A 19,136-nucleotide genomic window follows, 5' to 3' on the forward strand; every position below is an offset into this window, starting at 1 on the left:
CTAGTTCGTGCGGGTACTACCTATACCCTGTGGGGCATCCGTAGATCGCACAATGCTGCCGTACGCGTTTTCAAGTGAATAGTCGCTGAGCGCAAAATCAAGGACAGCATCACGATATGCGGATGTTGCAAATAAGTTTTGTAACCCTGTTGGGGACTCTACATCGAATGAAACCGTGGCATCATGAACACGTATATTCTTGTACCCGCTCTGCGAAGAAAGGTCTCCGCCAAGAGCTTGGGCGTTCTGGCAGTCCGAGAGTTCTACCCAGCCTTGCCGTGTGTGACTGTATTCTTTAGCAATATGCGCTGGGGTTCCGCTCGCAACAATCTGCCCGTTAAGGAGAATAGAAAGTTGCTGGCAAAGAGCCGAAACTTCATCAAGATAGTGAGAAGTAAGCAATATAGTAGTACCTGTTTCGGCAAGGTTCTGAATAACCTCCCACACATCTCTACGTGCTAACGGATCAAGCCCGGTCGTAGGTTCGTCAAGAATAAGCAGAGAAGGATTGCCCATCATAGCCAGATACAGGTCAAGTTTGCGCCTTTCGCCACCGGAAAGCTCGTGGATTCTGCGATCTGCTAGTTTCTCAAGATCGAAAAACTCAGGCACTGTGTATTCTGTTGCAGACATATAACGCTGCCAGCAGGTGACAGCATCTTTGACTTTGAGTCCAGTCGGGAATGCCGCTTCCTGCATCACAATACCCATATGTGAACGCACAAGGGCAGAGTTACGATGCGGATCAACGCCGAGGACCTGCACCGTACCGCTTGTAGGTTTAGAAGATCCGGTGCACAAATCTACAAAGGTGCTTTTCCCCGCGCCGTTAGGGCCGAGAATACCGTGAACTGCCCCCCTTTCGACCGCGAGGTTGACGCCTTTAAGCACCTTCACATCACTATAATTTTGGTGAATGTCCTCAGCGATAACACTGTATTGCTCATATCCCTGCATAAAGATTCTCCCCAGAGATTGAAGGTATAAGGTGTACCGGCATTTGGATCCACGTAGAGTTGATCATCTCCGGTAGTGGTTCAGGATTTTCACCAAGCCGTAAAGTACACGCAGATTCTGCGATTTTATGGGTAACTGCCCCCATGAGAGGACGGGCGATGGGGAATCCGAGGCATGCGTGAGGTCCCATCCCAAAGGTTACTTCTGACGCATGCGGTCTGCCGGGCGTAAACTCATCGTGGTTTGGGAACATTCTGGAATCGTGTTGTGCGGCATGAAGTAAACACACGATTAATTCCCCCGCACGAATGGACGTTCCACCTATTTTGGTATCGACAGTAGCGAGGCGTCCTAACGCTGCGGTAGGCGTGTATAGGCGCAGTGCCTCATCAACCATAGCGATAGAGTTCTCGTAATTTACTGTTTCCCAAAGGTTACGCTGTGTCAGTACGGTCAAAACGTTAGTCATAGCCCATTGCAGGCTCTCATGGGTGATTGAGGCGAGCATACTGACAATTTCGACTGCTGCATCGTGGGGCATACCGTCGTGACGATACTGATGGTAGAACCCTCCTGCACCCATAACGTCTTCGGCGAAGAGCTGATGCGCGTCTGGAGCAGAGAGTTTCCCTTCTCGTTTGCTCGGGACAGTACCCCGTTTTCGGCACCATCGAGAAAGCTCGATAATATCTCCTTCATACCCGATAAGAACACTAATCAGGGATACCGCGAGATCATCACACCACCCTGCAAGATCTAGCTTTTTCGACTGCGTGAGCATCGTGACGGACTGCTCGATAGCATCTCGACAACGTTCGACCGCTTTCTTAGAATTCGCAGCGGTAAAAGGAGTACGTAGCCTTTTGCGCATCTGGCGAAGAGGGGATCCATCCATATGCGCTAAGAACCTTTGCTGAGTTTGAGGAATCTGAAAATCTGCAGGCTCAGGTTTCGCGTAGTGTGCCTGGGACTGCATTTGACTCAAATATTTTTGTCCCACAGCAGAGAACCTTTGGTCATCATGCAAAACCGTTTTGACACTCTCAAACCGAGTGGCCAACAAAACGCCAGAAATATCTGATGCCCCAATACCCTCAGGAGCGTGGCTCTGCCAGGCTAGAGCACTCGAAATAGGAGATTCGTACCAAGCGGATGTAAAAAGATGCGGGGGTTCAGGCATCTGAACTAATCCGTTGTCATATGTAAAAGTCATAGGAACGGCCACCAATGATTGGCTGAAGCGTTAATAAGCAAAAATCCGACGAGTAACGCTCCACGAAAAACCCAACGACCTGTTGAACGCTTTTTCATGATTTTCCTTCACTGTGTATCCAGGGTGGGAACCAGGCTAGTACTCAAGCTTTAATAGCCTGGTTCCCATCGTTGTTTATAGCCCTTCAGAACTTAGCAAGGGCAGCAGCAGCACCAGCAAATACCGTCTTCAGGGGATTCGGTGGTATCAAGATCTTCTTCGACTGCGGGAGCGATTGCGATGACGAGTTCTTCCCCGTCATCAACAACCTTGTGGTGCCCCAGAGTTAGGGTTTCATCTTCTACCAGGCGGACCTGAGTTCCTGAGGGAACAACGCCTGCTTCAGCCAAAACCTCGCTGGGATTTGCCACAAGTGCACGGCGGTGAGCGGGGCTACCCGCTGCCGTCCCGAAAGTACGTGCGGCTGCAAGAGCATTGACTTTAGTGGTGACTAGTGCAGTCATCATATTCTCCTTAGAACACCGATTGGATAGAAGCCTTTTCTATCCCGGCTATTCCAGTCTCTCGAAGAAAACTCTTCACAGGCAGTGCCGTAACGTCAGTAAGAATGTATGACTATAGTCATGTGACTTTCTGATCGGCAGAATTCAAATCCCGTTTATCTCTACAGCTCATACTTTTTGTCTTTTCTGAATCTAAAAAGGCTCTTTATACGAATAAATCGGGATTCTTCACGCTTTATATAAATCAAGGCTCTTTTTCCGCGCCCTGGGTAGGAAGGAATGTCATGCGCCACGGCGTGGAACCGTACTGCGGGCTAAGGTTTCGCGCTGGGCTGGATGCGCCCGTCACCCTAGCGTGCGAGCGCATCCAGGGGTACCGTTGAAAACGTCAGTCCCCATCAACTTTCAGGAGAAGTAATGGTCAAAAACATCACGTTCAACGACGGCAACAGCATCCCTCAGCTCGGGTATGGCGTGTGGCAGATTGAGGATAATGGTGCCGCCGATGCTGTTAGTACGGCTCTCGAAACGGGATACCGCCACATTGATACCGCATCCATTTATGGGAACGAGGTTGGGGTAGGTCGCGGTATTGCCGCCAGCTCTGTGCCGCGCGAGGATATTTTTCTCACCACCAAGCTGTGGAACTCGGATCAGGGTTTCGAGAAGGCTATTACCGCGCTTGATGCGTCGTTAGAGCGGCTCGGCACCGATTACGTGGATTTGTATCTGATTCACTGGGCTATGCCTCAGCAGGGCACCTATCTCGACTCGTGGCGGGCGCTCATCGAACTGAAAAAGCAGGGTAAGGTGCGTTCGATTGGTGTCTCTAACTTTCCGCAGGCTCAGCTGCGCGAGATTATTGCCGATACCGGGGTGACCCCGGCGATTCACCAGATTGAGCTGCACCCGTATTTCTCGCAGGAAGATATGCGCGCGGTGCACAGCGAGTTTGGTATTGTGACCGAGGCTTGGTCGCCGCTCGGTCAGGGTGGCGAGATTCTGAAAGACCCGGTGATCGTTGAGATTGCGGGTAAGCACGGTATCTCTCCGGCGCAGGTTGTGCTCGCTTGGCATCTGGCGAAGGGGATTGTGGCGATTCCGAAGTCGGTTACTCCTGCGCGCATTGCCGAGAACTTTGCGGCCGCTAATGTCACCCTGGATGCGGCAGACATTGCGGCGATTGATGGGCTTACGCGGAAGGATGGTCGCATAGGCCCCGACCCTGAGAATCCTAAATTCTAGGCGCAACGTACCGCGAAGCTCTGTCGTAAGTTTTTGCGGCTCGAAGCCGGAAAATTTTTAACCATATTTCGTGCGGAGGCGGATATACGATAGCGGCGCAGTTCTGACAGCATGACTGGCAAGACCGCCCACGGTCGCAGACATAATGCTGTCAGTTGTTTGAGCACGCATCGTCGTATCCGCCTCCGCCCGGTGAAGCATGCTGCCACCCTTATCAAGAACGTTTATTCGTTTTCTTATGTGTCGTCTCCGAGCGACTCGAGTCGCCCGCATCTACCAGCAGCGAGAGCGAAATACGGCGGCGAGACGCATCCACCTCAACAACTCTCACGGTCACGATATCGCCGCTTCGCACAATGTCGTGCGGGTTCGCAACATAATCGCGGCTCATCTGCGAGATATGAATTAGCCCGTCTTGATGCACCCCGATGTCGACGAAAGCACCGAAGGCTGCCACATTCGAGACGGTTCCCTCAAGCACCATCCCAACGGTTACGTCCTCAAAGCGAGAAATATCCTCAGAGAAGTGTGCGGTACGAAATTCGGGGCGCGGGTCACGCCCGGGGCGGCGCAATTCCTCAAATATATCGCGCACGGTGTATTCGCCGATGTTCTCGTTCACATAGTCAGCGGGGTCAAGTGCGGTGAGCGGGTCTTCCCCGTTACGACCGATAAGCCGCCCAGATTGCCAGAGTGCCCCGTGATTCCGCTGCGCATCGGCGATAATACGCCGCGCCACAGGGTACGATTCGGGGTGCACGGCAGAGGCATCCAGCGGTTCGGTACCGTGCAGAATCCGCACGAACCCCGCTGCCTGTTCATAGGCTTTAGCCCCTAACCGCGGCACATTCAGAAGCTCTTCCCGGGTGGTGAAAGCCCCGTGTTCGCCCCGGTATGCCACGATATTTTCGGCAATCGTGCGGTTAAAACCGGCAACACGCGCAAGCAGTGCGGCGGATGCGCTGTTCAGGTGGACCCCCACCGCATTTACGCAATCCTCAACCGTATTATCGAGGGCGCGTCTTAAAGCGGTCACGCTAACGTCATGCTGGTACTGCCCCACGCCTAAAGACTGGGGATCAATTTTGACGAGTTCGGCAAGCGGGTCTTGCAACCGCCGGGCGATCGAGACCGCCCCGCGTACCGTTACGTCAAGATCGGGCAGCTCTTCGCTGGCGAGTTCGGAGGCCGAATATACGGATGCCCCCGCCTCTGAGACGGTAACCTTCTGTGCCGCCTTATACCCCTGAGAACGCAGCTTCGCCAGCAGTTCGGCGGCGAGTTTATCGGTCTCACGTGAGGCGGTGCCGTTGCCAATGGCGATAAGTTCCACGCCGTGGGTGAGCACCGCATCCTCAAGGGCAGCGAGCGCACCGGCACGGTCGTATCGAGGCGCGTGTGGGTACACCGTGAAGGTTTTCAGCACGTGCCCGGTGCCGTCAATAACCGCGCATTTCACACCGTTGCGCAGCCCCGGGTCAAGCCCGAGGGTGACTTTTTGCCCGGCGGGTGCGGCAAGCAGAAGGTCGCGCAGGTTCGAAGCGAAAACGGTGATGGCTTCGCGTTCTGCCATCTCGAAGAGGGCATTGCGTATGCGGTCTGCCAGGCGGGGGTGCAGTCGTTTGCGCCATGCGGTGCGCACGGTTGCGGCGAGCCAGCCGAGCACACGGTCTTCACTGTCGACGGTGTTGAGAACCTGCACGGGTATGCGCAGCGCAGAGGCGACTTCACGCTCGTATCCCGAACGAACGTTCTCGTAATTTTCGGTGAGGGCAAGCGCGGCGGCGCGCGCTTCACCGCGGAGTTTGCTCAGGGGCGGGGCTGGTGTGGCACCGTCAATACTGAGCCGCACGATTCCGGCTTCTTTGGCGCGAAGCAGGGCGAGAACCCGGTGTGGGCGAATACGCCTGATGCTATCGGAGAAGTCGAAATAGTCGGCGAATTTTGCCCCTTCGGCTTCTCGCCCGGCGATAACTCGGCTAGAGATCGTTCCGTTGGCAACCATTCTTTCGTGAAGGCGTTCGGCGAGCGTTGGGTCGGTCAGTGCCCGGTCGATCAGGATAGCGCGGGCGCCGTCGAGGGCTTCTTCCACCGTTGTAATTCCGGAGTCTTCGGATTTTCCGGTATCTGCCACCTGTTTATCGTCGGTTTCATTCGGTTCGTCCACATAGGCTGCGGCAATATCGTAGACCTCGGCAAGGGGAACTTCGAGCAGGTCTTCAACGAGCGCCTCCAGACCTGCCGCGCGGGCACGCTGCGCCTTGGTGATGCGCTCGCTCCGGTAGGGTGCGTAGAGCGCTTCGAGGTCTTGTTTAGTGGATGCTGCGCCCACCCCTGTGATGAGCTGTTCGTAGGTGAGCGGGTCGATCAGCCCGTCTTCGCGGCGTTGGGCAAGCGAGCTGAGAATATTCTCGCGGCGAGTTTCGAGCGCACGCAGGGCATCGAGCCGGGTGCTAATAGCACGCAGGTGGGTGTCGGTGAGCGCACCCGTAGCTTCTTTGCGGTAGCGAGCGATAAACGGAACCGAAGCCCCAGAGTCGAGCAGCTTTACGGCGGCACGAACACGCGTGGGTTTGAGGTCTAATTCCTTAGCGAGCATCGTTAGGATGCGGGTGTTCGTAGCTTCGGTGCGCTCGTGTTTTTCGCTCATTCTCTCAGTTTCGCATTCTCGGGTGTGCTGTGCCAGTCTTGCGGGGCGTGCGGCGCGGGGTATGTTGCGCATCGGAGCGTAATAAATTTTACAGCTATGGTCCCGCCTCTAGAATAGGTAATAACATCACATCGCTATTTTTCAGATAGTCCGGCGATTGTGCAGAAGTTATGCGCCGGGGCATAGAAGATGACATGACGGTAGCCGGTTCACGGTGGACTGGCTGAAAGAAGGTTTCGCATGTATGGTCGTGCTGACGATCGCGCACAGGCGCCTTCACGTTCGTCTTTGCCGGCGGGGTACGCGGAATTTCATCAACAGTTTGGCACGCTGATTACCGCATTGGCTGCGCAGGGTTGGACTCCGAGCGAAACGCACCGGCGTATTCGTGTTCTTTTTCCGCAGGTTAACCGGGAACATCTTGATTTTGCTTTAGATTCTGGCATGTGGGAGTTTGGTTCGCACGGCGAGCAGACTCCCACCCATGTTTTGCTGGCGACCGCCGTCTGGTATGCGGTGGCGGAGGCTTACGGTCTGGCGCCGGATGGTTCCTATGCCGCAACAACTCTGGATGCAACGGTCATGGCGGATATGCTGCGCTTATTGGAGAGCGCACGGGTTTCACCGCAGAATATCGCCCTGATTTTAGGGAAGGTGGGTGCTGGGCTCAAGTACCTGGCGCTGCATCCATATACGCAGCTTGATGAGCTTACCTACCGCGATGTGTGCCAGCATCTTCCGGCTGAGTCCCAAGACGTGGCGCACGGTTCGTTTGTATGGCCGCCCTCCTGCGAGAGCATTCGTGATCAGCTGGGCGATGGCGGATGGTCAACCGCCATGCTGCGCACCGGTGTGTGTCCGCCCGATTATGCGGAGTACAACTGGCAGCTGGGCGGTACTTCGCTCACGGATATGGAGTTCCGTAACCAACTGGGCAGTTTCATGAGTTACTGTATTCGGTATGATCGGCAGCCGACGGTGCTTGCCTACGGAACCTGGTCTACTATGCGCAGTAATCTGGGGCGGGTGCCGTTTCTGGCGGCGGTGCGCGCGAAGTACGGGTCATGGCATACCGCCTTGCAAGTGGGCCGCACAATGGTGACCGATGCCCTGCAGATGACGAAGAGTGAGGTCGCGCCGGTGCGGGTGCCGCCGCATCCGCCCAGTATTTCACCCGAGCAGCTTGCGGTGCAGGGTATTGGGGTTGTGAAGTCTGAGCAGACGGTTTCTGCCCGCGACCGCTGGGACGAGGTGACGAACTCACTCGGTCAGCGTTTGGCGAGCCTGCCCTGGAGCAGGCATCTGCGCACCTACTATGTGCTCACGGGTGCCGCGCATGCTAACGCAATGCCGCTTGTGTGTATCTACCGCTCCCCCGCCGGGTTTCTGTGCGAAATTGCGATGGAGGCTGAGGTTCTGCCCAAGTTCAGTACCGACTACCTGCGTTCGCACGGGTGGGCGGCGCCAACCCCCATGCAGCCTATGTGGAATCGGAATGTTTTTGACCCTCATGAGGCCGCGCAGGATGTGGTGCAGGCGATGCGCTGGGGTATGGGCTGTTCCCGTTGGGACTACTACCGCACAGATGACCTGGTGTTGGATGCCGAGGATACCTCGGGCACCGAGGCCGGTTAAGCCGGGGCGCGGATTCTTCCGTTTGCTCCTCCCCTATCACGCTAAAAGGCTCTTGATGTGAATAAAGCGCTAGTAACGCCGCCCTATTCACATCAAGAGCCTTTTTATACCGGAAGTAATGCGGAACAGATAACCGCCGAAGTGTCTTTACTTATTATTCTTCGGTGCCTTCATATCCACCACCGGATGCGACTGCGTAATGCTGGTCTCCGGGATTTCGGGATTGATGCTGTTCTTCACGAACCACCCGATAGTCAGCAGGATGAACCAGATGGGCATGAGCATTAGACCGGTGAGAGTGTCTTTATCGGTAGCAAGAATCCCGATGATGAAAGCAAAGAACGCAAGCACGATCCAGCATGCCACCACGCCGCCGGGCATGGGATAGGTGGTCTCCCGGTGCAGGTTGGGGCGCTTCGCGCGGTAGCACAGGTAGCTGACGAGGATCATCGACCATACGAAGATCACAAGTACTGCCGCCATCGTGGTGACCAGCGTGAACGCCTCAATAATCGAGTCGCCAGCATAGAGCAGGGCGATACTGGAGAGTAGCAGAATCGAGGTGAGGAACAGCGCGTTGCGGGGCACACCGCTCCCGGAAAGGTTACCGAGGAACTTCGGTGCATAACCTTCCTGGGAAAGACCGTACACCATGCGCGAAGTCGAGAAAATCCCCGAGTTCGCCGATGATGTTGCCGAGGTCAGCACCACAATGTTCACGATATGCGCCGCAATGGCAATACCGGCGAGGGTAAACATGGTCACGAAGGGGCTCTTGGCCGGATCAATTTCACGCCAAGGGTTTACCATCAGAATAACGACCAGGGCGCCCACGTAGAAGATGAGAATACGAACCGGCACGGAGTTGATAGCCTTCGGCAAGGTCACCGTGGGGTTCTGGGTTTCGGCGGCGGTAGTACCTACTAGCTCAGACCCCATAAAGGCGAAGACCGCGATCTGGAAGGCGCCTAAGAATCCGGTGGCACCGTTAGGGAAGAATCCGCCATCGTTCCACAGGTTGGCTACCTGAGCATGAGCACCGCTGGGTGTCGTGAAGCTCGTAGCAACCATAATGGCACCCACGATAATGAGGGCGCAGATGGCAACAATCTTAATCATGGCAAACCAGAACTCGATCTCACCGAAGTTCTTCACCGAGGGCAGGTTCAGTGCCAGTAGCGCAATAATCACGACGAGTGCTGGAACCGCCTTCGGTAAATCGGGCCACCACAGCTCGGTATAGCCCACGATCGCGATAATATCTGCGACCGCGGTGACCACCCACATGAACCAGTACGACCATCCGAGGAAAAACCCTGCGGGGCGCCCGATCAGGTCGGTAGCAAAGTCTGAGAATGACTTATATTTCAGGTTTGATAGAAGGATCTCACCCATCGCACGCAGCACCAAGAAGATTGCGGCGCCGATAACCATGTAGACCAAGAGGATAGATGGACCAGCTTTAGAAATTGCCTTACCGGAGCCCATGAAGAGCCCGGTACCAATAGCACCGCCGATAGCAATGAGCTGGATATGTCGGTTGCTCAGCCCGCGGTGCAGTTCTTCAGCATTATCTGTCGTGTCTGCCGCCGATGCGGCATTATCGTGAGGTTGCTGCATGACAGTTCCTCTTTCGTGGTTGGGTCCCGCAGCCGAGCGGGACAGCCCCGGCTTTCGGGGCGGCAAGTGCAGCACTCAGCCCGTAAGATACGGTGAGCTATCACAACTTTTGAATATATATTCTACATAACAGGGACGCTATTGTGTAATTATCTCCAGGAAGTGTGTCGCGTATCTATAGCATGCATCACGAATAATAAATTCTTTATGCCGCGATTTAAAAAAATTCGGAAGGAATCTGCGAAAAACCCTTGACAATAAGCCTTACTTTCGGAAAATACGGCACGCGTGAGGTACGTCCCTTTGCTGCCCAACTCGCCACATCCTCAAAAGAAAAATTCTCATCATATATGATTTCTATACAAATTTAAGAATATCTATACATATTGGTGTCTGTTCTGGTACATGCCGTATGTCATCGCCTCATAAGACACAGCGGGCGGGATGCCGAACGTTTTCTCTACGCACCGCATCCCGCCCGCTAATGAGGAAAAATAAACTCGCTACTTAGTTTCCGCCCGTGCCGACTCCGAAAGAAGGCGCTTACGTGCATGACGGCGCACCATCACCTCGTACCCAAGCTCAACCCCGATAAACCAGATAGGGCTAAGCGCCAGAGCCAACCCGGTTTCTGGCTGCAAGCTCAGGGCATAGATCATCAGAGCGAAGAACACCAAACCAACCCAGCTCATCGTGCGACCAAACGGCATCTTATACTTCGAGGCTTCATGCCGTTTAGGGAACTTCTTGCGGTATACCAGGTACGACACCAGAATCATCGACCACGTGAAAATACCCATAATTGAGGCCACCGAAGTCACGACAGTAAACGCTTCCAGAAGCTCACGCCCAAACGCCAGCATCACCAGGCTAAAGAGCAGAAGAACCGTCGTCAGGTACAGAGCGTTTGTGGGTACGCCGTTCTTCGAGAGCTTCTTCAGGAAGGAAGGCGCATTCCCATCCTCCGCCAGTCCATACACCATGCGCGAGGTCGAAAAAATACCTGAGTTCGCCGAAGACGTTGCCGACGTCAGCACCACAAAGTTAATGAGCGATGCGGCAATTGACACACCCGCCAGTGAGAACATCCCCACGAAAGGACTCATATTAAGGTCGAGTTTATCCCAGGGAGTCACCGCAAGAATCGCCGACAGCGGCAGCACATAGAACAGCACCATGCGCAGCGGCACGGCGTTAATTGCGCGCGGCAGAGTACGTTCGGGGTTCTTTGTCTCTGCCACGGCGGTACCCACCAGCTCAGCGCCCACGAACGCGAACAACGCAATCTGGAACGAACCTAAGAACCCCGTCAAGCCGTGAATAAACACCCCGTTGCCCGAAGGTCCCGGGTGATCCCACAGGTGCGTGATGGAGGCGACCGTTCCATCCGGGCTCGTAAACCCAGCCACGACCATCACGGCACCCACGGCGATAAGCGCCAGAATCGACACGATCTTAACCATGGCGAACCAGAACTCGATCTCACCGAAGTTTTTCACCGACGGCAGGTTCAGTGCCAACAGCGCCCCGATCACAATAAGTGCAGGAATAAATGAGGGCAGCTCGGGGAACCAGTAATGCGTGTAATCCGTAATCGCCAGCACATCCGCAATACCCGTGGTCACCCAGAAGAACCAGTACGACCAGCCGACGAAAAAGCCCGCGCGAGTACCCAAAATATCAGATACGAAATCGGTAAATGACTTGTACTTAGGGTTCGACAGCAGAATCTCGCCCATCGCACGCAGCACAAAATAGATAATGATGCCAATAATCGCATAGACAAATACGATGGAAGGGCCCGTCAGCGAAATAGTCTTCGCCGATCCTAGAAATAACCCCGTACCAATTGCACCGCCGATAGCGATGAGCTGGATATGCCTGTAACTTAATCCACGCTGCAGGCTCTCTTCACCCGTGGAACTCTCATTCTCGGTAACTGTATGCTTGGAAGGTCGCTGTGTCACTATTCCTCTTTTCTGTGTGTGCTCTGCCCTGCGGGCTACAACCTCGACAGGAAGCCCCGACCTTCGGGGCATAGCGATACGGTTCGGACTTTTTCGCGTAAGCGCAGCTCATAGCAAATCGCGCCGTATGCGCCGTGACTACACAGAATTCTACCCGCAAAAGATGCATACCTCGCATGAACCTTGGCTATGCCTATGCTATCTGGGGGTGGCGACACGCCGACGATGCTTCTCCCAGCCAGCACTCTCCCCCGCTAATACGCTGAAAATAATGCTTATCGCAAAAAATATGTTAAAACTTTACGATTAAATAAACTTTCCTGAGGTTTGCCGCTACAATTGCAATGCCCGGTGTGGAAATACCGCATTACTCATCTCATCACAAAACATCAGGAGGACACTCACTCATGGGTAAACTATCAAATGCTGCACTGCGCCTCACCACGGGCGCGCTCGTGCTCGATGCAGGCATCAAGAAACTCGGCGCCGACGAAGGTACCTACGCATATCTGCAGCAGATGGCGGCATCAGGTGTGCCCGCCGTCGCCAAGCTCGACCCCAAAACCTTCGGTAAACTTATTTCCTACTCGGAAACCGCGCTCGGCGCTACCCTGCTGACCCCTTTCATCCCCAGCCGTCTGGCGGGCGCGGGTCTGACCGCCTTCGGTGCGAACCTCATGACCATGTACTTCCGCAACCCCAATATGCATGACGGCGCATTCCGACCCACTCAGGATGGGCAACAGCTCGCCAACAACATCGTGATTCTCGGCGCGGGTCTGGCACTGCTGTTCTCCGGCAAGAATAAGTAGCCTGCACGGCGACTTCGCGGTCGTAAAGACCAAACGGGGGCAGTTTCTTCATTCGAATGAAGAAACTGCCCCCGAAACTTTTAGTCCCCAGATTTTTAACAGTGCTCGCCGCCGAGCGCCGCTACGTTATCCTGATAGGTATGTCATCTAACGAGCAGAACGCGCAAACCACCGCATCAGCCAACGCCGATGCGCCCCAGACGCCCGAGAAGAAAACGGTACCGCCCGAGTTCTTCCGCCAGCCCTACTCCTTCGTGCGCCGCGGCGACCGCCTGACCTCGCGCCGCCAAAAAGCGTGGGACACCTACTCCCAAACCCACGTGCTCGACATACCCCGGCTGCGGGCAGATACCTCTGTAGCCCCCGAAGCCACCTTCGACCCGGTCACAATCTACGGACGCGAAGCCTACCAGGTTGTCGAGATCGGTTCCGGGCTGGGTGAAGCAATTGTGCACCGCGCCTCCGAAATGCCCGAGGCGAACTTCCTTGCCGTTGAGGTCTACACCCCTGGCATTGCGGATCTGCTGCTCAAGATGGGGCAGGCCGGGGTTGAGAATGTGCGCGTCGCTCAGGCTAACGCCCCCGAATTGCTCGATAACATGCTGGAAGAAAATTCGGTTGATGAGCTCTGGGTTTTCTTCCCCGACCCTTGGCACAAGTCACGCCACCACAAACGTCGTCTGGTCTCCCCCGCTTTTGCCGACAAGGTTGCGCGCGTGCTCAAACCCGGCGGAATCTGGCGCTTGGCCACCGACTGGGAAGAATACGCCCACGTGATGCGCGATGTTATGGAGGCGCACCCCGATTTCGAGAATCTGCATGCCGGTGAAGGCGCTACCGAGGACGACCCCGTCGGCGGGTGGGCGCCGCGCTGGGAGGGGCGCATCCTGACTAGCTTTGAACGGAAGGCTCGTGAGGCGGGCCGCTGTGCCCACGACCTGACGTATAGGCGTAAATAAGTTATCTGCTGGGGAAAGGGTAACGATACCTTCCGGCGACGCCATCGAATAAAGCTAGGGAGATAAAGCAAGAACCGCTTGCCTAGCAAACGGTTCCAGATGCTCTTTCAGCATCTTGGCTGATGAGCTATATCAACCGTACCACACTGGCTGTCCGCCCCTATTTCTGCCGGTACAGCACCACCGCCGAGGAACGTTTGCGCGGTGCCGGGCGCTGACCCCGCTGAATGTTCACCACATCCCCGCGGGTGCTGGCTGCGAATACTCGTTCCGCCAGCCCCAGCTTGGCGTGCGCATCCTCAAGCTGAGCCTGCAGGCGGGCAATATGATCCCGGTGTTCCTCAACCATCTCTTCAAGCTCAATAATCCGGCGGATTCCCTCAAGCGAAACGCCTTCCTGCGAGAGTTGCTGAATACGCTGAAGTAAATCCACATCGCGCTGCGAATAGCGCCTGGCCTTACCCGGCGCACGCGAAGGCTGCACCAGCCCCAGGCGGTCGTATTGGCGGAGCGTCTGCGGGTGCATACCCGCCAGCTCCGCCGCCACCGAAATCACAAAAACCGGCCTGTCGGTGCTGTAGGCAGACGCCGATGATTGCTTACTATGGGCACTCATAAGCTACCTAACTTTCTTCAAAAGGTCCTCACGGGGGTTCTCCTGCGGCGCCAGGGCAATGAACTTCTCGAAGGCTTCCTTCGCTTCATCGCTCAGGTTCTGAGGCAGGTGCACCTCAGGGATCACCAGCAGGTCGCCGGTGCCCGACTTGGTTTTGAACCCGCGTCCTTTCGCACGCAGTTTACGACCCACACTGCCGGGGGTTAGTCGCAATTTGACGGTTTTACCGCCGGGTACGGGCACTTCCAGCACACCGCCATTGACGGCTTCCTCTAGGGTCACGGGGGCGCGCAACACTAGGTTGTTTCCCTCGCGGCTGTAGTGCGGGTCATCCGAAACGCGCACGGTCACCATCAGATCGCCGCCGGTGCCGGGGCGTCCCTTACCACGCACACGCACTTTCTGCCCGTCCTTCACACCCGCCGGGATGCGCGCCTCAGTACTCGTGCCGTCCGGCAGGAACACGGTCGCCTTGGTGCCCGTGTACGACTGCGGCAGGGTAATACGTGTGCTGGTGGAGAGGTTATTATCCTGCGGGGCACGCTGCTGCCTGCCGCCGAAGCCTTGAGCTCCCCCGAACCCGGTGGCATCCCCAAAATCGGCACTCGTGAACCCGGCGGTACGGCGTGAACCACCCGCGCCGCCAACGCCACCACCGAAGAGTCCACCGAGCAGGTCTTCAATGTTGATACCTTCGCCACCGCCGCTGGTCGTGAAATGCACGTTTTGGCCGTTAAATCCGCCGAACCCACCGGCACCACCAAATCCGCCAGCGCCGCCTCCGAAGCCGCCATTAGCGAACCCTGCGGCACCGTATTTACGAATCTGGTCGTATTCTTCGCGCTGTTTCTTATCCGAGAGTACATCGTAGGCTTCGGAGACTTCCTTGAATTTCTTCTCGGCTGTCTCGTTCCCGGGGTTTAGGTCGGGGTGATATTTGCGCGAGAGTTTGCGGTAAGCCTTTTTAATATCAGATTCAGAGGCGTCTTCTTTCACGCCGAGGGTTTTGTAAAAGTCTTCTGACAGCCAGTTTTCGCTTGCCATGTAAGTTCTCCTTCCCCGTCGTCCGGGGTTCTTGTAACGCCCCGTCCAAAGGGGCACAACCTTAGTTTTTAATCCTATATAAAGTTTAGTCTACTAGACTCAATTTTGGAAGAGAAATCCCGTAGAAAACCGCGGAAATATACGGTAAACGGGCGGGTTCTCAATTTCTCAAGAACCCGCCCGTTGTGTGCTCTACGGAGCGTTTACTCGGCGACAGCCACCGCAACTTGGGCGGTGCGCACCACGCGATCATTCACGCGGTACCCGTATCGCAGAACCATCGAAATATGGTCCGGTTCTACCTCTCCGGTTGGCTGCTGGAGCACCGCCTCGTGAATATTCGGGTCGAAGGGCTCGCCCACCTCGCCGAAGCGTTCCACGCCTTCCTTCTTGAGAGACTCCTCAAGTTTGGCAGCGATTGCAGCGAAGGGACCTTCCTGCAGGTCACCGTGCTTGCGTGCGGCGTCAATATCGTCGAGCACCGGCAGAAGCAGGCTCACAATATCGCTCGCCACAAACTCCCGCAGCTGCTCCTTCTCGCGGGCGGCACGGTTCTTAAAGTTTGTGAACTCCGCCTGCAGGCGAAGCAGGCTGTCCAGGCGTTCTGCCGCGAGTTTCGCATCCTCTGAGGGTGCTTCCTCACTCGGCTCGGGGGTTTCCCCCGCCGCAGCATCGGCTACGGCAGGGGCTTCCTCAGCCTCGGGGTGACCCTCGGCGGCGGGGGCGTTGAATGCCTCCTCCAGTGGGTCTCCCGCAGTGTTCTCGTGTTCAGCCATGATTACTTCTTCTCGTCTTCGTCCTCGTCGATAACCTCGGCATCTACCACATCTTCGTCATCTTCCTTAGAGGAAGAAGCGGAGTCTGCGTTAGCCTCTGCCTGTGCGGAAGCGTACAGAGCCTCGCCCAGCTTGGTCTGGGATGCCTGCAGCTTCTCAAGAGCAGACTTCACGGCATCGTCATCATCGCCTTCAAGAGCCTTCTTGAGCTCATCGACATCGCCCTGAACCTCAGTCTTGACGTCTTCGGGCAGCTTCTCGCCGTTCTCCTTCAGGAGCTTATCGACGGAGTATGCCACAGACTCGGCTGCGTTACGGGTGTCGGCTGCCTCACGGCGTGCCTTATCCTGCTCTGCGTGAGCCTCAGCATCCTTGACCATGCGGTCAATGTCTTCCTTCGAGAGGGAGGTACCGCCGGTGATGGTCATGGACTGCTCAGCACCGGTACCCTTGTCCTTTGCGGAGACGTGCACAATGCCGTTGGCGTCAATATCGAAGGTGACCTCAATCTGGGGTACGCCGCGCGGTGCGGGGGCGATACCGGTCAGCTCGAAGGTACCCAGGTTCTTGTTGTCGCGGGTGAATTCGCGCTCACCCTGGAACACCTGAATCGACACGGAAGGCTGGTTGTCTTCAGCGGTCGTGAAGGTCTCAGAACGCTTGGTCGGAATAGCGGTGTTGCGCTCGATCAGCTTGGTCATCACACCGCCCTTAGTTTCGATACCGAGGGACAGCGGGGTCACGTCGATTAGCAGAACGTCCTTACGGTCGCCTTTGAGTACGCCTGCCTGCAGGGCTGCACCCATTGCCACAACCTCATCGGGGTTAACACCCTTGTTGGGTTCGCGGCCGGTGAGTTCCTTCACCAGGTTAGCCACGGCGGGCATACGGGTGGAACCACCCACGAGCACAACCTCGGAAATATCCGAAACCTTGATGCCTGCTTCCTTGATAACGTCCTGGAAGGGCTTCTTGGTGCGTTCGAGCAGGTCGCTGGTGAGGTCCTCAAACTTTGCGCGAGAGAGCTTCTCGTCCAAGTGAATCGGACCTTCGGGGGTTACCGAGAGGTACTGCAGCGAAATGTTGGTGCTGGATGCGCTGGAGAGCTCCTTCTTAGCCTGCTCAGCTGCCTCCTGCAGACGCTGCAGAGCAATCTTGTCTTTGGAGAGGTCTGCACCGGTCTTGGACTTGACCTGCTCAAGCAGCCAATTCACAATGCGCTGATCCCAGTCGTCGCCACCCAGACGGTTGTCGCCGCTGGTTGCGCGCACCTGAATGGTGGAGAAGCCATCTTCGTCCTTGCCAACTTCAAGCAGGGAGACGTCGAAGGTACCGCCACCAAGGTCGAAGACAAGAATCAGTTCGTCTTCTTTACCCTTGTCCAGACCGTATGCCAGTGCAGCTGCGGTTGGCTCGTTCACGATACGCAGAACGTTCAGACCTGCGATTTCGCCGGCTTCCTTGGTGGCCTGGCGCTCAGCGTCGTTGAAGTATGCGGGAACGGTGATAACCGCATCAGTCACCTTGTCGTTTAGGTATGCTTCAGCATCATTCTTGAGCTTCTGCAGAATACGTGCGGAAATTTCCTGCGGGGTGTATTTCTTGCCGTCAATTTCCGTCGTCCAGTCGGTGCCCATGTGGCGCTTGACGGACGAGATGGTGCGATCAACGTTAGTGACCGCCTGGCGCTTTGCTACGCTGCCCACCAGAACGTCGCCATCCTTGGAGAATGCGACCACGGAGGGGGTGGTGCGGGCGCCTTCAGCGTTAGGGATAACTTCCGGTTCGCCACCTTCAAGGGTGGATACGACCGAGTTAGTGGTGCCGAGGTCAATACCAACTGCACGTGCCATGTTTTGTACTCCTTAGTGTTATGCCCCGCTTCTTGGCGAGGCGGGTTCCTTGGTTAAATCTTCGGGGCGTAAGGGGGTTTAGGCCGAGCGCATGCACGGTGAAGATGTGCTGGGATGCTGCCCGGTGAGTGACCCCTTGAGCCTCATGTACTCAAGTTTTACATATGTTTGGGTGGATGTCAACAGACTTGAGCGAAAAAGACTCAACTTTTTGAAGTGAGTGTGAGTTATGGTGCAGTGGCAAGGGGTGTTGTGCTGGTGATTTTGGTGCGGAAATTAGGGGTTCTTTGGGCGGTAATCTGCGCGAACACTAGGGACTACCCCACCCCTACCTCACGCAATATGTGAGGTTAGCAACGGTAATTCCGACATATGCGGTTACCCTCGCCCTATGATAGAAGGTGAGTATTTGATCTAGGTTGCAGGAATACTAAAGATACTAATGATTACCCTGAAGATAAGCCCAAAAAAGATATGGGATGCACTCTCTAAGTTTTTTAAGAGAATTTTGAGATGGTTAAGCAAGAACTGGTTCTACACGACCCTTATCGCTGTTGCTGTGATAGGTGGAGTGTGCGCATTTTTGGTGGTCCCCTTTGCGGTACCCCAACCGTTCAGCAAAGACGATAGTATCTCAACTCTACGTCAAGCTGTTCTTGTAGCCACTGGTGGCGTTCTCGCAATCCTTACTCTGTGGGAAAATCGCCGTAAAAACGATCAAGAACACATGCGACAGGTACATGCCGAGCGACGCACCCGCTATGCTACAGCGATTGAACAACTCGCCGATGAAAAAGCACCTATTCGCCTTGGCGGTGTCTACACTCTGATCAAGCTGGTTGACGAGTGGCTAGCTGATGAGAAGACTCTTCCCAGCAAAGAAGAACGCCGGGAAGAAGGTCAAGCAATCATTAATAGCCTCTGCGCCTACATCCGCTCACCATTTGACCTTACCTCCAAGTCCAAAGTGCTGTCTGAGAATGAAGTACCAGAGAGTTATGAAAGTGGAATACAACAGTTTGCCAAAGATCAGGCAAGGTTCCGTGAAGAAAAAGAATTGCGGCTAACAATTCTGGACGCAATCAAGACTCGGCTCAATGACGGTATTATTACTGAAAAAGACGGAACTAAGAAACTTTTAAAAGGTCCTTGGTCAGATTTCGATTATGACTTTTCAAACACAATTTTCTTCTACTCTATTGATTTCAGAAATAGTCATTTCAACGCTTCGTCAAATTTTATTCAGGCGACCTTCACCCAGAACGCTGACTTCTCCGGGGCGAAAT

At 55.3% G+C, this 19,136-nt stretch carries 14 protein-coding genes and 1 pseudogene; 5 read left to right on the top strand and 10 right to left on the bottom strand.

Annotation, left to right across the window (positions count from 1 at the left end; all coding sequences use genetic code 11):
* The 3 genes from HMPREF3164_RS10025 to HMPREF3164_RS10035 all read right to left on the bottom strand — a co-directional run bounded on the left by HMPREF3164_RS10025 (position 1) and on the right by HMPREF3164_RS10035 (position 2,676).
* Positions 1-957, bottom strand: a complete 957-nt coding sequence (locus HMPREF3164_RS10025) for an ABC transporter ATP-binding protein (RefSeq protein WP_048754457.1) — start codon at positions 955-957, stop codon at positions 1-3.
* Positions 944-2,170, bottom strand: coding sequence for a cytochrome P450 (locus HMPREF3164_RS10030; RefSeq protein ID WP_080974332.1), 1,227 nt, complete (start codon positions 2,168-2,170; stop codon positions 944-946). Before HMPREF3164_RS10030 ends, HMPREF3164_RS10025 begins: the two co-directional genes overlap by 14 nt.
* 191 nt (positions 2,171-2,361) lie before the next feature.
* A complete protein-coding gene (locus HMPREF3164_RS10035) occupies positions 2,362-2,676 on the bottom strand; it encodes a hypothetical protein (RefSeq protein ID WP_152901564.1) in 315 nt (104 codons plus the stop codon).
* 414 nt (positions 2,677-3,090) lie between these two features.
* Here HMPREF3164_RS10035 and HMPREF3164_RS10040 point away from each other — a divergent pair, with 414 nt between their 5' ends.
* Positions 3,091-3,918: an aldo/keto reductase gene (locus tag HMPREF3164_RS10040; protein ID WP_048754460.1), complete on the top strand. Its 828-nt coding sequence runs from the start codon at positions 3,091-3,093 to the stop codon at positions 3,916-3,918.
* A 214-nt stretch (positions 3,919-4,132) separates the two neighbouring features.
* On the opposite strand, the gene HMPREF3164_RS10045 is transcribed toward HMPREF3164_RS10040, so the two are convergent.
* Positions 4,133-6,568: a Tex family protein gene (locus tag HMPREF3164_RS10045; protein WP_070450814.1), complete on the bottom strand. Its 2,436-nt coding sequence runs from the start codon at positions 6,566-6,568 to the stop codon at positions 4,133-4,135.
* A gap of 240 nt (positions 6,569-6,808) precedes the next feature.
* On the opposite strand from HMPREF3164_RS10045, the gene HMPREF3164_RS10050 reads away from it, so the two are divergent.
* A complete protein-coding gene (locus tag HMPREF3164_RS10050) occupies positions 6,809-8,203 on the top strand; it encodes a TY-Chap domain-containing protein (RefSeq protein WP_246822680.1) in 1,395 nt (464 codons plus the stop codon).
* A 147-nt stretch (positions 8,204-8,350) separates the two neighbouring features.
* On the opposite strand, the gene HMPREF3164_RS10055 is transcribed toward HMPREF3164_RS10050, so the two are convergent.
* Positions 8,351-9,823 carry an amino acid permease gene (locus HMPREF3164_RS10055; protein ID WP_070450816.1) on the bottom strand — a complete coding sequence of 491 codons (1,473 nt, stop codon included), beginning with the start codon at positions 9,821-9,823 and terminating at the stop codon, positions 8,351-8,353.
* A 503-nt stretch (positions 9,824-10,326) separates the two neighbouring features.
* Positions 10,327-11,790 carry an amino acid permease gene (locus tag HMPREF3164_RS10060; protein ID WP_070450818.1) on the bottom strand — a complete coding sequence of 488 codons (1,464 nt, stop codon included), beginning with the start codon at positions 11,788-11,790 and terminating at the stop codon, positions 10,327-10,329.
* Between the two features lie 407 nt (positions 11,791-12,197).
* On the opposite strand from HMPREF3164_RS10060, the gene HMPREF3164_RS10065 reads away from it, so the two are divergent.
* A complete protein-coding gene (locus tag HMPREF3164_RS10065) occupies positions 12,198-12,602 on the top strand; it encodes a hypothetical protein (protein WP_070450820.1) in 405 nt (134 codons plus the stop codon).
* A 140-nt stretch (positions 12,603-12,742) separates the two neighbouring features.
* The gene (gene trmB, locus HMPREF3164_RS10070) at positions 12,743-13,561 is read left to right on the top strand and encodes a tRNA (guanosine(46)-N7)-methyltransferase TrmB (RefSeq protein WP_070450840.1); all 819 of its coding nucleotides are present in this window, start codon (positions 12,743-12,745) and stop codon (positions 13,559-13,561) included.
* A 160-nt stretch (positions 13,562-13,721) separates the two neighbouring features.
* On the opposite strand, the gene HMPREF3164_RS10075 is transcribed toward trmB, so the two are convergent.
* The 4 genes from HMPREF3164_RS10075 to dnaK form a co-directional block, all read right to left on the bottom strand.
* On the bottom strand, positions 13,722-14,177 hold the full coding sequence (locus HMPREF3164_RS10075; protein ID WP_070450822.1) for a heat shock protein transcriptional repressor HspR: 456 nt from the start codon (positions 14,175-14,177) through the stop codon (positions 13,722-13,724).
* Between the two features lie 3 nt (positions 14,178-14,180).
* The gene (locus HMPREF3164_RS10080) at positions 14,181-15,221 is read right to left on the bottom strand and encodes a DnaJ C-terminal domain-containing protein (protein WP_070450824.1); all 1,041 of its coding nucleotides are present in this window, start codon (positions 15,219-15,221) and stop codon (positions 14,181-14,183) included.
* A 203-nt stretch (positions 15,222-15,424) separates the two neighbouring features.
* Positions 15,425-15,997: a nucleotide exchange factor GrpE gene (locus HMPREF3164_RS10085; RefSeq protein WP_070450826.1), complete on the bottom strand. Its 573-nt coding sequence runs from the start codon at positions 15,995-15,997 to the stop codon at positions 15,425-15,427.
* Positions 15,998-15,999: 2 nt separating this feature from the next.
* A complete protein-coding gene (gene dnaK, locus HMPREF3164_RS10090) occupies positions 16,000-17,850 on the bottom strand; it encodes a molecular chaperone DnaK (RefSeq protein ID WP_004006017.1) in 1,851 nt (616 codons plus the stop codon).
* A 442-nt stretch (positions 17,851-18,292) separates the two neighbouring features.
* Here dnaK and HMPREF3164_RS10095 point away from each other — a divergent pair.
* Positions 18,293-19,136, top strand: a pseudogene (locus HMPREF3164_RS10095) (hypothetical protein); the annotation flags it as partial.

This window comes from Rothia sp. HMSC08A08, from assembly GCF_001808385.1.
GTDB lineage: Bacteria > Actinomycetota > Actinomycetes > Actinomycetales > Micrococcaceae > Rothia > Rothia dentocariosa.